The following is a 14,636-nucleotide window of genomic DNA, read 5'->3' on the forward strand; positions in this document are numbered from 1 at the left end:
CAAAGGAGGACACACATATGTTTAAAAAGATTTTATCTTCAATCGGAATCGGTGCCGCAAAAGTTGATACGCGCCTGAATGAAAGCCACTGTACGCCCGGCGGGGAACTGAACGGGGTCGTCCATATCGAAGGCGGTTCTGTCGAACAATCGGTTGATAGTATCTATCTGTTTTTCAACACGTTATATAAACATGAAGTGAACGACAAAATCACACACTCGACGTTTACGATTGAAAAGATTTTATTGAATGAGGCGCCGTTTATGATTGGACCAGGGGAAGTGAAAGAAATCCAATTCACAGTCAACGTCCCGTTCAACACACCTCTTTCTGTCAGCCAATCGAAATCATGGATTGAGACCGGGCTAGATATCGCCCAAGCCGTAGACCCGAAAGATGAAGATGCGATCACCGTGCAACCGAACGCCGCCCAACAAGTCATTTTAGATGCGATGGACGAGCTCGGTTTCCGCCTGAAGAAAGCCGATACAGAGATGCTTCCGGCACGCCACCGGTCCGGTCGCCTTCCGATTGCACAAGAACTCGAGTATTCAGCGAACGGTTCGCGTTTCGGTCGCCAGCTAGATGAAGTAGAAATTGTGATTTTACAAGACGAGGACACGATTGAACTTCTCATTCAAGTCGACCGCAGTGTCCACGATCTCGGAAGTCTCTTTGCCGACTTGACGGGTTCAGACGAATCGACTCATCGTGTGCGCTACGACGTCGCACGTTTATCATTAGCTAAAGTTCGTCGTGACATCGAAACGATGATCGAACAATCGATTTAAGGAACTAGCCGACACGTCATTCATAGGAATGGCGTGTTTTTTTAGTGGGACGTTGAGTTTTTACATCCAATATCTTACAATTATTATAAGGAGTCAAATTTTCAGGAGGTGACTACATCTTGTTCGCTTTAATAATGATCGGGAGTTTCGGCCTTGCGCCACTTGCCTTACCCATTCTAGAGACTAGTTTCACTGATTCACTCGCCTATTTCACGCTTGGTGGGCTCGAGGTGTTGATCGGTTTGATTGCGATGGGTTTAATGCGTAATCCGTCTACAAATGCCTTATCATTCCTGAAGTTCGTACCTTATCTTGTACTCTTCCTCCATTTCCCGGCCTCACTCGTTCTTCTTTGGATTTCCTCAGCCAGACATGATGGGATTCCTGCGTTTGCAATAAACTATATCTTCGTATATTGGGTGTTCCTTCTCATATTCGTTCTGATTACCAGATTTATGTACCGTGTCCATCAACGGCGATTTGAGAAGGTGCATGATTAGAAAGGATGATTTAACTTTGGATATACTCCAGTTACTCCAAGACCGTGCAATCCCGCTCACACTATTCGCGACGTTCGTCATATTCAGTCTCGTGTTTGCGTACGCACTCTACAAATCCAAACACCGACTGTCTAAAGGAATCGTCACAATGGGCATGTCCTTAACGATCCTTCTCTTACTTATCTCAGCCGTAAGCTTTGTCTTCACGCTATTCTTCGGCTATAACGCATAAAAATGGAGGTGCCCCAACTCGGGAGCGCCTCCATTTTTCATCAATTAATACAACGTATACGTGTTCGGGTCGATGGACTCGAGTGATTGTTTGATTGCTTGCAAGAACTGACCTGCGACGAGACCATCGAGGACACGATGGTCGACCGACATGCAAAGGTTGACCATGTCGCGTGCCGCGAACATCCCGTTCATCCAGACCGGACGTTTCACGATCGATTCGACCGATAGGATGGCAGCTTGTGGGTAATTCAAAATCGGTGCCGACTGAATCGAACCGAACGCACCTGTGTTATTGATCGTGAACGTCCCGCCACGCATCTCTTCTGCCTTCAAACGGTTCTCACGCGCACGTGACGCCACGTCTTGAAGTGCAACAGCAAGTCCTTTGATGTTCTTCTCATCCGCTTGACGAATGACCGGTACATAAAGGGCGTCGTTTGCCGCGACAGCCACAGAAAGATGGATGTCTTGGTGAACTTTGATATGATCGCCCGCCCACTCTGAGTTCATCATCGGATATTTCTTCAATGCCTCGATCGCCGCTTTCATGAAGAACGGCATGAATGTCAATTTGACACCTTCCCGTTTCATGAACTCGTCTTTCAGTTTTGCCCGGGCGTCGACGAGATTCGTCACGTCGACTTCAATCATGAGCCATGCGTGCGGGGCCTCGTGTTTTGAGCGGACCATATTGTTCGCAATCGCTTGACGTACACCTGCTGTCGGAATGGATTCATAGCGTCCAGAAGAAGTGGATGTCGATGCGACCGGTTGCGACGGCTCGACGACAGGACGTGGTGCCTCAGTCGGAACATCCATCTTCGTTTGTACCATCGTCTCTTGAACGGGTGCCTGCGTCGCCTGATCAGAAGTCGACGGGCGGCCATCCGAGAGATAACGAAGAATATCTTTACGCGTGATACGGCCACCTAGACCGCTCCCACTCAATTCACTCAAATCGATGTTGTTCTCATTGGCGAGTCGGATGACTGCAGGAGAGAAACGCCCGTTGCCACTTTGTTTTTTCGGAGCGACAGCGACCGCTTGCTTCGCCACGGGTTCTGCAGGAGTCGTTTCTGCGATCGGTTCGGTCTTCGTCTCAACCGCTGATTCCTCGGCACTTTCTACTTCCATCGTCAGTACCGGTGTCCCGACACTGACCGTCTCCCCTTCTGGAATGAGGAATTCTTTGATGGTTCCCGCACTGGTCGCCGGAATTTCAGCAGTGACTTTATCCGTCATGACCTCAGCGAGTGGCTCGTATTCTTCCACACGGTCGCCCGGTTTGACGAGATAAGTCGTAATCGTTCCTTCTGTCACACTCTCCCCGAGTTGGGGCATTGTAATCGTTTGTTCCATGGAGAAGCCTCCTTAAAACGCCGCGAGCTGACGTGCCCGCTCGGCAATTTTTTCTGGGGATACGATAAAGAATTTTTCCATCGGTGGTGCATACGGCATAGCTGGAACATCAGGGCCCGCTAAGCGTTCAATCGGTGCATCGAGTTCGAAAAGCGCTTTCTCTGCAATAATCGCCGCGACTTCTCCAATGATGCTTCCTTCTTTATTGTCCTCTGTCACGAGTAGCACTTTACCAGTCTTCTTGACCGACTCAATGATGGCTTCTTGGTCGAGTGGGTAGACAGTACGAAGATCGAGGATGTGCGTGCTAATCCCTTCCTCTTCGAGCGTTTTCGCTGCCTCTTGTGCCATGTGTACACAGAGACCGTATGTGATGATTGTGATGTCATCGCCTTCACGTTTGACTGCCGCCTTACCGATTTCGACCGTATATTCGTCCGTCGGCAAGTCTGCCTTCAAAAGACGATAGGCACGCTTATGTTCAAAGAAGAGCACCGGGTCGTTTGAACGAATCGCCTCTTTCAATAATCCTTTCGCATCGACCGGGTCTGATGGAATGACGACTTTAAGGCCTGGCGTCGAACTAAACATCGCCTCGACCGATTGCGAATGATAGAGGGCCCCGTGGATTCCTCCACCAAAAGGCGCACGGATGACCATCGGACATGTCCAATCGTTATTCGAGCGGTAACGAATTTTCGCAGCTTCCGATACGATTTGGTTCACTGCTGGCATGATGAAGTCTGCGAATTGCATTTCTGCGATCGGTCGCATCCCATACATCGCAGCTCCGACACCGACACCAGCAATCGCACTCTCGGCGAGCGGTGCATCGATGACACGACCTTCCCCGTACTTCTCAATCAACCCTTGTGTGGCACGGAATACCCCGCCGCGAACGCCGACGTCTTCTCCGACGACGAAGACGTTTTCGTCGCGCTCCATTTCCTCATGAATCGCTTCGTTGATCGCTTCGATAAACGTTTTCATCATTTTTCCTCCTCGTAAACGTAATCCATTGCAGATTCAGGCGCAGCGTACGGTGCCTTATCCGCATACGTCGTCGCTTCGTTCACTTCTAAATCAATCTTCTCGTCAATTTCCGAGAGCACATCAGACGTAGCGACCTCCTCGTTAATGAGGCGCTGACGGAATAGTTTTATGCCGTCCCGTTCTTTCAATCCAGCCAATTCTTCCGCTGAGCGGTAGGCTTTGTCATCGTCATCTGATGAGTGAGGTACGAGGCGTTCCACTTCTGCTTCGATGAGTGTCGGTCCCTCTCCGCGCAGAGCACGTTCACGCGCTTCTTTCACGACCGCATAAACGGCAATCGGGTCGGTCCCGTCGACTGTCACGCCTGGCATCCCGTAACCTTTCGCCCGGTCAGATACTCTTTCACATGCCAACTGCTTCGTGAGTGGTACCGAGATCGCATATTTGTTGTTCTCACAGAATAAGATGACCGGAAGTTTGTGGACACCGGCAAAGTTTGCACCTTCGTGGAAATCTCCTTGGTTGGAAGACCCTTCACCGAACGAGACAAACGTGACGAGCTCTTCTTTTTTCATCTTCGCTGCGAGTGCGATTCCGACAGCATGAGGGACTTGTGTCGTAACCGGAGATGAACCCGTCACGATGCGATGCTCTTTCGAGCCGAAGTGTCCAGGCATCTGACGACCGCCCGAGTTCGGATCTTCCGCTTTCGCGAACGCCGACAGCATCAAGTCTCTTGAAGTTTGACCGAAGTGTAGGACGACCGCCACATCACGATAGTAAGGGAGGACATAGTCGATTCCTTTTTCGAGTGCGAACGCCGCCCCGACCTGCGCTGCCTCTTGACCTTGACACGAAACGACGAACGGGATTTTCCCGGCGCGGTTCAACTTCCACATCCGTTCATCAATTTTACGCGCACGCACCATCGTTTCGTACATCGCCAATAAATCTTGTTTTGTTAAGCCGAGCTCTTCATATGAGTTTACAGTCATCTGTTCCATCCTTGTTCCTCCTTAGGCGTGAATCGGTAATCCATCGACGGCGAGCGCCGCTTCCTGGAAAGCCTCACTTAGTGCAGGGTGTGGGTGAACGAGTTGCCCCATCTCCCAAGCGGTCGCGTTCAAGACGAGTGCGAGCCCGCCTTCAGTGATGAGTTCAGTCGCTTTCGGTCCGACGATATGGACACCGAGCAGGTCATCTGTCTCTTTGTCCGAAACGAGTTTGACGAATCCGTCGGCTTGCCCTTCAATGCGCGCTTTCCCGAGGCCGTTGAAGCGATACGTCCCTGTCTTCACGTCATGTCCCGCATCTTTTGCTGCTTCTTCTGTCAGACCGACCGAGGCGACTTCAGGGACACTGTATACACAGCGTGGGATGAGCATATAATCGAGTGGTGTCGGCTCAAGACCAAGAATCGTCTCGACGGCCTTCACTCCTTCTGCTGAAGCGACGTGGGCGAGTTGTAGCTTCCCGATACAGTCACCGATTGCGAAGATATGACGTTCTTTCGTCCGATACTGGCTATCGACTTGAATGATCCCGCTCTCGACGACGATGGACGTATTTTGTAGCCCCAGGTCTTCTGTATTAGCGACACGACCCACTGAGACGAGGACACAGTCAACGTTCAACATGTCTTCCCCAACAGCAAGTTCCACCGCATCTTCATGAATCAATGTCCGTTCCGCATCGACTGTCACACTTTTCTTCACACGAACACCGCGCTTCTTCAATAACCGCTCCACTTCACGGGAGACCGCCTTGTCCTCGAGCGGGAGTAAACGATCGCCTACTTCAATCAACGTCACATTCACATCCAAATCGACGAGCATCGATGCCCATTCGACTCCGATCACACCGCCACCGACAATCGCAATCGATTCAGGTAGTGTCTCGAAATTGAGCAAGTCGTCTGAGTTTAAAATACGCTCGTGATCGAACGGTAACCCAGGAAGCTCACGTGGAATCGATCCTGTGGCGATAATCAATTGGTTCGGCAAGATGAGTTCCGACTCACCGCTTTCATCTTCAACCGATACGGTCCCTGGTTGTGGTGAGAAGATACTTGGTCCAAGAATGGAGGCTTTCCCCCGAAACACTTCGATCTTTCCTTGTTTCATCAAATGCTCGATTCCCTTTTCTAGGCCAGCGACGAGATCGCGCTTATACGTTTGGGCCCGTTCCATGTTGAACGTCACGTCTCCCGTTTCCACACCATACGTCGCACTCTGTTTCGCCGTTTGATAAACGTGTGCCGCTTTTAAGAGCGCCTTCGTCGGGATGCATCCTCTATGTAAGCAGGTTCCGCCTAACTTCTTCGCCTCGACGATTGCGACAGATTTTCCTGCCTGGGCCGCTTTAATCGCGGCCACATATCCTCCTGGTCCTCCACCGATGACGACAACATCAAATTCTTGTGCCATGTGTATCCCCCTCATAAACTCGTGCGGTCTCTTCCTTCTCGATGATGCGAAGCGCACCTTCAGCCAACGCTTTTAGTTCATCTTCACCCGGATAAATGTGTACCGGCGCGAGATAAGTGACACGCTCCTTAATCTTGTCAGTCAGCCAGTCGGAATATGCGATCCCGCCCGTCAGTAAGATGGCATCTACACGACCACATAATGTCGCCCCATGTTTAGAAATCTCTTGAGCGACGCGATAAGCCATCGTCTCATACAAAAGTCTCGCCTCATCGTCACCTGTTTCTAAGCGTTGTTCAATCTCAATCGCATCGTATGTTCCGAGGTGAGCGAACAGTCCGCCCTGACCAACAATTTTCTTCTTCATTTCCGATTCTTTATACCTGGTACTATAACATAGTTCTACTACCTGTCCAACAGGAATTGAACCGGCACGCTCTGGTGCAAGCGGACCGTCCCCGTCCAGTCCATTGTTCACATCAATGACGCGGCCGGCCGCATGTGCACCGACAGTGATTCCGCCACCGAGATGCGCAACAATGAGATTCAGCTCGTTGTAATCGCTTCCATTTTCAGATGCGAATCGCTTCGCAACGGCCTTTTGGTTAAGAGCATGGAAAATACTCCGACGATCAATCTCTGATATACCCGTCTTACGGGCCAACTCATGCATCTCATCGACGACGACTGGATCGACAATGAAACTCGGGACTCCTTCGTGCTCACCAATTTTAGAAGCAATCAATCCACCAAGGTTGGATGCGTGCATACCGAAACGACCGCTCGTCAAATCCTCACGCATGAGTTCATTGACGGTATATGTTCCCGATGTCATTGGCGCAAGTAAGCCACCACGACCGACGACCGCGGTCAAATCGTTGACCGCGATGCCAGTCTCTTCTAACAAGGCACGTACTTCTTGCTCACGATGAGGCAATTGCTCCGGAAGAGTGAGGCCGGTCACGTCAATCTCATGACGAACCGTGCGAGTCATCACTTCTTCCTTCCCATCAAACAATCCAACTTTCGTCGAGGTCGACCCTGGGTTGATTGCAAGAATTAGCCGTTTCGTCATCTTAGCGTCTCCCTAGAATGCTTTTTTCGACTTTTAGGAATTGACTGCGTGAACGCGACATCATCTGAATACGTTCTTCAGCCATCTTATCGGCCGCGACGTGTGTCGGTACACCGTCACGTTCTGCGATTTGAAAGACGCGCATCATGTTGTCATAAATGAGTTCGACTTTTTTCATCGCGCGTTCTCGGTTGTATCCTTCGAGTTCGTCGGCGACGTTGATGACACCTCCAGCGTTGATGACGAAATCTGGTGAATAGAGGATACCGTTCTCGTCGAGCACATCACCGTGACGATCTTCTGCCAATTGGTTGTTCGCAGCACCTGCGACGATTTGAGCTTTTAACTGTGGAATCGTTTGATCGTTGATGACCGCACCGAGTGCACATGGGGCAAAAATGTCACATTCGACAGAGTAAATTTCATCCGGCTTGACGACAGTCGCACCAAAGTCAGTTTCCGCACGTTTGAGTGCTTCCTCGTTAATATCTGTCACGATCAAATGCGCACCTTCTTCGTGGAGGTGGCGGCATAAATTATAGGCGACGTTTCCGACACCTTGTACAGCAACCGTCTTCCCGGCGAGCGAGTCGGTGCCAAACTTCCATTTAGCAGCCGCTTTCATCCCACGATACACACCGTATGCTGTTACAGGTGAAGGGTTACCACTCGAGCCGAATGCTGGGCTAACGCCTGTTACGTAGTCTGTCTCCATATGAATGAAATCCATATCTGAAACTGTCGTGTTGACATCTTCAGCCGTGATGTAACGCCCGCTAAGTGATTGTACGTAACGACCGAACGCACGGAAGAGCGCTTCTGACTTATCCGTCTTCGCATTTCCGATGATGACAGCTTTTCCGCCCCCAAGGTTGAGACCGGCTGCCGCATTTTTATACGTCATTCCTTTTGCAAGGCGCAAGACGTCTGTGAGTGCTTCTTGTTCTGATTCATAGTTCCACATGCGAAGTCCACCGAGCGCTGGACCGAGTGTCGTATCGTGAATCGCGATGATTGCTTTTAGTCCTGAAGTTTGGTCCTGACAAAATACGATTTGTTCATAGTCCTCAGATTGTAAAACATCAAAAATACGGAAGCGTGGTTCTGTGTTTGTTTCCATCATGGTTAATTCCTCCTGTTAAATATGATTAATTTTTGGCATGTAACAAAGCGAATGCGAGTGAATATAGTTTCGCTTCTGCAGTATCGGCACGACTCGTCAACACGACAGGGGCTGATGCGCCGACGACAATCGCCGCTACGCTCGCCTCTGCAAAATACATGATTGATTTATAAAGGACGTTGCCGACCTCTATGTATGGTACGACTAATAAGTCAGCTTGACCGGCTACTTCACTGTTGATTCCTTTTTGCTTGGCCGCAATCATATCGACCGCATTATCGAGTGCGAGTGGTCCGTCTACGATACAGCCTTTGATTTGACCCCTACGATTCATTTGACTGAGTAACGCGGCATCGAGTGTCGCATTCATCTGTGGATTGACAACTTCGACCGCTCCGATTGCTGCAACTTTTGGTGATGCGTAACCAATGTCATGCATCGCCTCGACAGCATTGTGGATGATTTCAACTTTTTCTTCAAGCGTCGGCGCAATATGAATCGCAGCATCAGTCACACCGATCAGCTTTTCTCGATTCGGAATTTGGAATAAAGCCACATGACTGAGCGTTCGTTTCGTCCGAAGACCAGCCTCTCGATTGAGGACAGCTTTCATGAAAGTAGATGTCGACACCATTCCTTTCATGAGTACATCCGCTTCTTTGTTTTTCACGGCTAGCGCGGCGCGGCGTGCAATCTCTACATCACCTTTCGCATGTAAAATATCGACGTTTGACTCATCGATCTCATGCTGCTCACATAACTTCCGGATTTCTCTAGCTTCGCCGAACAAAATGAAACGAGACAAGCCATGATCCGTAGCAAGTTTTACGGCCCGAATAACTTCTTCGTCCGCTGCACCCGCAATGGACACGGTACAACCTTCTAGTTGTTTCGCGTTCGTCAGCATCCGTTCAAAATTCATCATTGTCCCCCCTTGACCTCTACACTATATCATAAGCAAGTTTAATTCCAAAAATGTAAGCGCTTTATAATGCGGGGCACCATGCAGATTAATGCTTACCATGCATAAATGTTCATGCAGATTATTGCGTGGTGTCTAATTTGTTATATAATGTCCGAATCGAAATCTTTAATCGGCGGGCTGCTTCTGATTTGTTCCCACCGGCTTCTTCAATCGTCCGTTCAATCAAATCTCGCTCATATTTCGCTACGGCCTCATGGAATGTCCCGGACTCAACTACTTTTTGACTTGTAGACCGATTTGATAATTGTAAGTGGTGAGGCGCGATCCACTGGTCGGTGCTCGCCATGTAAATCATCGCCCGCCCAATCACGTTCTCAAGTTCTCGGACGTTCCCTTTCCAATGCTGACTTTTCAGTAGAATCAACGCATCTTCGTCTACCCCACGTACACTACGACCATATTCCTGATTCAACTTCCGTACGATTCGGTCACACAGCGCTTCGAGTTCATTCAACCGTTCACGTAAAGGTGGTATGTGGATTGGCATACGATTGATCCGGTAATACAAATCTTCACGGAAGGACCCATCCCCCACTTTTTGCTCAAGATCGGCATTCGTTGCGGCAATGATGCGGACATCGATTGGGATCGCCGTTGTCCCTCCAACTCGCACGATTTCATTTTCCTGTAGGACACGTAACAGTTTCACTTGGACATCGAGCGGCAATTCACCAATTTCGTCTAAAAAGAGCGAACCACCGTCCGCTTCCTCGAAATAACCCGTTTTCCCGCCTCGTTTGGCACCGCTGAACGCGCCATCCTCATAGCCGAACAACTCACTCTCAAGAAGCGTTGGCGAGATGGCGGCACAGTTGACCCGAATGAACTTCTTATATTTCCGGGGGGACTCCCCGTGAATGGCATGGGCGAACAATTCTTTCCCAGTTCCCGATTCTCCACGAATCAATACTGTCACAGGGGTCACCGCAGCAAGTTTTGCCTGCTCAATGACAAATCGCATCGCATCACTCGTCGCGATGATATCGGCAAACTGATACTTCGCCTCTAGATTCCGAATGCGTGTTTTCGCTTCCTGTAATTCATCTCGAAGCGCACGGATTTGAGACACATCTCGGATGACCCCGACCGAGCCGCGTAATTTACCTTCCACGATGATTGGTTCCGCGTTCACGAGAATGTCCCGTCGAGTCGCACCGATTTGCATTCTGATGTCCCTGACGCCTTGCCCGGTAGACAATACTTTCAAATGGACACTTTCTTGCATTCCGATATCAGCCGTTGCCGGCTTATCGACAACGTCTTCTTTTTTAAATCCCGTCAAACGAGTGTATGATGGGTTGATCAATATCGTGTTCCCATGATGGTCGGCTACCGAAATGGCTTCACTCGTACATTCAATGATTGCTTCAAGCATTTGTTGATTCTGCTTCAACCGCTCGACAACGATACGAATAAACTCTCCTGGTAACACGACCGCCTCTTTAAAATGGTCTTTCAACTCTTCGAACGTTTGATGCTGTCCGGTTGTTTCGATGACAAAGTCTAGCTTAGCTTCAGCATATTTTGTCCAATCGTCTGTCACAGCGATGCCGTAACTTTTCGCAAGAGCGATTCCTTCAGCCGATACATCAGAGTCAACGACTGCCACAATAGTCGCAAGTGGTGAATCCATCAACATATGAAGGACCTCTGACCCGCCTTTTCCGGCCCCGACAATCATCAATCGTTTATTCATACTTATTCCCCCATCATCTCTCTTCTCTTCTTCATGCTACTGAATCCTATGTTGATTCGCAAGTCGCCTAAAAATAGACAGTGTCGAGCGAAATGATTTCTGTTAAAATAATGTATGGTAAAGGAGGAGATTGCATGCGTTTCATCGCACTTCTAATCTTAATCATCCCCGGACTACTAGGTGTCTACGGAATCAAATTGCTCCGCGACAGCTTCTTTTTGAAGACGAGCACACCCTTCACATGGATTGATTCACTCGCTGCCGCCTCTATGTTGCAGGGGACCTTTGGACTTCTGCTCGCCATGGGTGGGATCGGATTTGTAGCTGGCTATATTTTTAACCGCGACAAGAAATCAGGAAAAGTTCAACGATTCGACTCATAAGTACACAAAAAAAAGGTTCCCTAACTTGACTTCATTTCAAGTGCGGAACCTTTTATTCGTATTGAATTGTGATCACTACGGATGATCTCCTTTCTAACTACTTTGCTTGCTTTGACATGATATCCAACGTCTTCTTAATGAAGAAGTATGAAAGAATTTTAGTAACTGCCGTCTTGCGTGAACGGAACGCTTCCATTCGAGTTACTAACTTTTTGATTATCGGATCATGTCCAACCATCCATTGTGAAGTCGAGCGCTTGCCATAAACTGTTCAACGGTTGACAACACTCCTTTTGGTTAACTGAACGATTCGTTTTCCCTATACCAACCCCTAGCTTCGAGCTGATAATAGAATCGTCTCGCAAATGAGCGACTGTCGCGACCTCACGTCGGGACATTAACGACTTGAGGTGTCGTTCCCACCTCTGAGCTATAATCGGATAGCGAACCGAGATGATTATATTTCTTCAAACATGCTCCGGAACAAGTTTGAAAAGCGTTCATCTGACGCTTGTCCAAGTAACTTGGTACACCTTTATTATAACAAAGAGCGCATATTTTGCAAGCGCTTTCTTTCTTAAACTGAATAAAAAAGGACTAAGCCAGATCATGACTCAGTCCAAATCGATTTTTTTAATTGTTCTTAAACGATAAATACGTGACGAAGTAAGAGATGAACTCCGAGTTTTTCGGGCTTCGCTCACGCTCCGGTCGTCCTTCAAACATTTCATGGTCCTGCATCCCGTTACCCCAGGCCGTCTTAATCGCGTGGCGCATAGCCCGCTCCACACGCGACGAAGTCGTCTCATGTTCTTTCGCAACCATTGGATATAACTCTTTCGTGATTAGACCGAGCAAGTCTTGACGCTCCCTCACATAGATGACCGCTTGACGGATGTACTTGAATCCTTTGATTCGTGGAGAAATGCCCATTTGTTGCAGTAAGAGTGAAATCTCGATCTCTTCGGGTGTCATCCCTTCAAACTCCCGATTCGTCCCATCCGACAATTCTCGAATCTTCGTTAACAACTGTTGGATATTGAATGGCTTGACGAGAAAATAAGAGGCACCGAGTTGAACCGCTTGTTTCGTCACTTCATCTTTCCCGAACGCACTGAGCATGATCACTTCCGGCTTCTCGTCACCGAACTCTTCATTAAGACGTTGCAATACTCCAATTCCATCCAAATGCGGCATGATAATATCGAGTAAGAGTACATCCGGTTGGTGTGTCTTGACGACATCCAAGCACGTTTCACCATCGTGCGCCGTTCCCACGACACGAAGATCAGGCTCAGATTCTAGTTGTCGGCTCAACAAATCGACGATTTCTCGATTGTCGTCCGCAATACATAATGTAATCACTTATGACACTCCTTTGATGAACTTCTGTTTTACTTGCTGTGACATCTCAAGTAACTCTTCAACGTGTTGTTTCGTCAAGTTCGTCATTTGAGCTCCAGCAATCATTCGACCCAATTCGTCGATTCGACTCTCATGATTGAGAGAGTCGACATTCGTTTTCGTTCGGTCATCCGTTTCTGTTTTCGTAATGTAAAGGTGTTGATCTGCCATCGCGGCGACTTGTGCCAAGTGAGTGATACACAGCACCTGTGACCCGACAGATAGACGGAAAATCTTCTCCCCCATCGCTTGGGCGACACGGCCGGATACACCTGTATCGACTTCATCAAAAATAATCGAGGCCACTCCGACGGTTCTTGAAAAGATGGACTTGAGTGCGAGCATGACGCGGGAAAGCTCACCGCCTGAAGCGACTTTCGCAAGCGGTTTAAACGGTTCACCGACATTTGTCATCATGTAAAACTCTACATCATCTAATCCGTCTTGTTTTAGAGACGTTGAGCGAAAACGAACTTCAAATGCTGTTTTTCCCATGTACAGTTCTTTTAATTCACGATGTATCGCCTGCTCCAGCGACTTTGCTGCAACTTTGCGGGCTGTAGATAGTATTATTCCAGTCTCTTTTGCAGCCTTCTCTAATCGAACAAGCTCATCTGACAACGTCTGCAAATGTTCTTCTCGATTCGTCATCGATTTAAGTTCCTCGGAAACTCGTTCCCCATATGCGATGACTTCTTCGATTGTTGTTCCATACTTTCGTTTTAGCTGCTGGAAAAGGGCTAATCTCGACTCGATCTCATCCAATCGAATCGGATCAAACTCTAGCGAATCTAATTGATCGCGCAATTGAAATTTCGCGTCTTCTAGCAGATAGTATGCGTTGGAGATTGTCTCGGATACAGAAGCAAGAGAGGTGGAAAGCTGTGATGCCTCGCCCATTTCACGCATCGCAACGCCAATTTGGTCAAGTCCGTTCGAGTCCTCGGCAACCGCCTCATAAGAAAGACGGATATGTTGATGGATGCGCTCAAAGTTGGCTAATTCATCACGCTCTTCCGTCAGCGCCTGTTCTTCACCCGGCTTTAATTCTGCCGCCTCGATCTCTTTTGTTTGGAACGACAACAAATCCATCCGCTGCGCGAGTTCTTGCTCACTTTGGCTGAGGCGCTTCAGTTCATCGGCGATTTTTTTCCAAGCTGCATATGCTGCTTGATATTCCTCTAATAGAGGGCCCACTTCCTTCTCGGCAAAGTGATCGAGAATTCCTAAGTGAAATTCCGCTTCCATCAGATGTTGATGCTCATGTTGCCCATGAATATCGACGAGAAGTCGCCCGAATTCACGCAACGTCGAGAGCGTCATCATTTTCCCGTTCACCCGACAAACACTTTTTCCACTACTATGTAAGTCTCGACGTAGTATGACAGTCCCGTCCTCAACATCAATTCCATATTGATTGGCCGCTTCAATGACGGGATGATTTGGTTCAATCATGAACAACCCTTCGATTTCGGCCTTGTCCTGACCGTAGCGAACAAACTCACTCGAGCCTCGTCCTCCAACAAGCAACCCAATCGCATCTAACAAAATTGATTTACCGGCACCCGTTTCACCCGTGAGAACGGTCATACCTCGATTAAACGTAATGTTTAACTCGTCGATAATCGCAAACTGTTTGATTGATAGTTCTGCTAACATACGTACTT

General features: G+C 48.6%; 14 protein-coding genes. 4 read left to right on the forward strand and 10 right to left on the reverse strand.

Translation table 11 applies throughout. The features are described from left to right. The first annotated feature begins 17 nt into the window (after positions 1 to 17). The 3 genes from KNO98_RS03265 (at position 18) to KNO98_RS03275 (ending at position 1,523) form a co-directional block, all read left to right on the forward strand. Complete coding sequence (locus KNO98_RS03265) at positions 18 to 791, forward strand: sporulation protein (RefSeq protein WP_214698942.1); 774 nt, start codon at positions 18 to 20, stop codon at positions 789 to 791. 119 nt (positions 792 to 910) lie between these two features. Beyond that, entirely contained in the window at positions 911 to 1,291 is a 381-nt protein-coding gene (locus KNO98_RS03270) for a hypothetical protein (RefSeq protein WP_214698943.1), read from the forward strand. Positions 1,292 to 1,307: 16 nt separating this feature from the next. Further along, complete coding sequence (locus tag KNO98_RS03275) at positions 1,308 to 1,523, forward strand: hypothetical protein (protein WP_026825760.1); 216 nt, start codon at positions 1,308 to 1,310, stop codon at positions 1,521 to 1,523. Between the two features lie 44 nt (positions 1,524 to 1,567). Here the strand turns inward: KNO98_RS03275 and KNO98_RS03280 are convergent, their stop codons facing one another. From KNO98_RS03280 to KNO98_RS03315, 8 genes are all read right to left on the reverse strand, one after another. Next, on the reverse strand, positions 1,568 to 2,884 hold the full coding sequence (locus tag KNO98_RS03280; RefSeq protein ID WP_214698945.1) for a dihydrolipoamide acetyltransferase family protein: 1,317 nt from the start codon (positions 2,882 to 2,884) through the stop codon (positions 1,568 to 1,570). Positions 2,885 to 2,896: 12 nt separating this feature from the next. After that, a complete protein-coding gene (locus KNO98_RS03285) occupies positions 2,897 to 3,874 on the reverse strand; it encodes an alpha-ketoacid dehydrogenase subunit beta (protein ID WP_214698947.1) in 978 nt (325 codons plus the stop codon). After that, entirely contained in the window at positions 3,874 to 4,881 is a 1,008-nt protein-coding gene (locus tag KNO98_RS03290; protein WP_371742740.1) for a thiamine pyrophosphate-dependent dehydrogenase E1 component subunit alpha, read from the reverse strand. The genes KNO98_RS03285 and KNO98_RS03290 overlap by 1 nt, the downstream gene beginning before the upstream one ends. A 12-nt stretch (positions 4,882 to 4,893) precedes the next feature. Next, positions 4,894 to 6,303 carry a dihydrolipoyl dehydrogenase gene (gene lpdA, locus KNO98_RS03295; protein WP_214698949.1) on the reverse strand — a complete coding sequence of 470 codons (1,410 nt, stop codon included), beginning with the start codon at positions 6,301 to 6,303 and terminating at the stop codon, positions 4,894 to 4,896. Next, the gene (gene buk, locus KNO98_RS03300) at positions 6,287 to 7,378 is read right to left on the reverse strand and encodes a butyrate kinase (protein ID WP_214698951.1); all 1,092 of its coding nucleotides are present in this window, start codon (positions 7,376 to 7,378) and stop codon (positions 6,287 to 6,289) included. The genes lpdA and buk overlap by 17 nt, the downstream gene beginning before the upstream one ends. A gap of 1 nt (position 7,379) precedes the next feature. After that, positions 7,380 to 8,501, reverse strand: coding sequence for a Glu/Leu/Phe/Val family dehydrogenase (locus KNO98_RS03305; RefSeq protein WP_214698953.1), 1,122 nt, complete (start codon positions 8,499 to 8,501; stop codon positions 7,380 to 7,382). Positions 8,502 to 8,526: 25 nt separating this feature from the next. Next, positions 8,527 to 9,423 carry a phosphate butyryltransferase gene (gene yqiS, locus KNO98_RS03310; protein WP_214698955.1) on the reverse strand — a complete coding sequence of 299 codons (897 nt, stop codon included), beginning with the start codon at positions 9,421 to 9,423 and terminating at the stop codon, positions 8,527 to 8,529. 121 nt (positions 9,424 to 9,544) lie between these two features. Next, positions 9,545 to 11,182, reverse strand: a complete 1,638-nt coding sequence (locus KNO98_RS03315) for a sigma-54-dependent Fis family transcriptional regulator (protein WP_026825752.1) — start codon at positions 11,180 to 11,182, stop codon at positions 9,545 to 9,547. A 134-nt stretch (positions 11,183 to 11,316) separates the two neighbouring features. Here KNO98_RS03315 and KNO98_RS03320 point away from each other — a divergent pair, with 134 nt between their 5' ends. Then, positions 11,317 to 11,565 carry a DUF2627 family protein gene (locus KNO98_RS03320; RefSeq protein ID WP_026825751.1) on the forward strand — a complete coding sequence of 83 codons (249 nt, stop codon included), beginning with the start codon at positions 11,317 to 11,319 and terminating at the stop codon, positions 11,563 to 11,565. 633 nt (positions 11,566 to 12,198) lie between these two features. On the opposite strand, the gene spo0A is transcribed toward KNO98_RS03320, so the two are convergent. Together spo0A and recN are read right to left on the reverse strand one after the other, a co-directional pair. Next, positions 12,199 to 12,930: a sporulation transcription factor Spo0A gene (gene spo0A / locus KNO98_RS03325; RefSeq protein WP_026825750.1), complete on the reverse strand. Its 732-nt coding sequence runs from the start codon at positions 12,928 to 12,930 to the stop codon at positions 12,199 to 12,201. After that, complete coding sequence (gene recN / locus KNO98_RS03330; protein ID WP_214698957.1) at positions 12,931 to 14,628, reverse strand: DNA repair protein RecN; 1,698 nt, start codon at positions 14,626 to 14,628, stop codon at positions 12,931 to 12,933. Positions 14,629 to 14,636: the final 8 nt, after the last annotated feature.

Origin of the sequence: Exiguobacterium sp. s57 (genome assembly GCF_018617685.1) — a bacterium.
Lineage (GTDB): Bacteria > Bacillota > Bacilli > Exiguobacteriales > Exiguobacteriaceae > Exiguobacterium > Exiguobacterium marinum.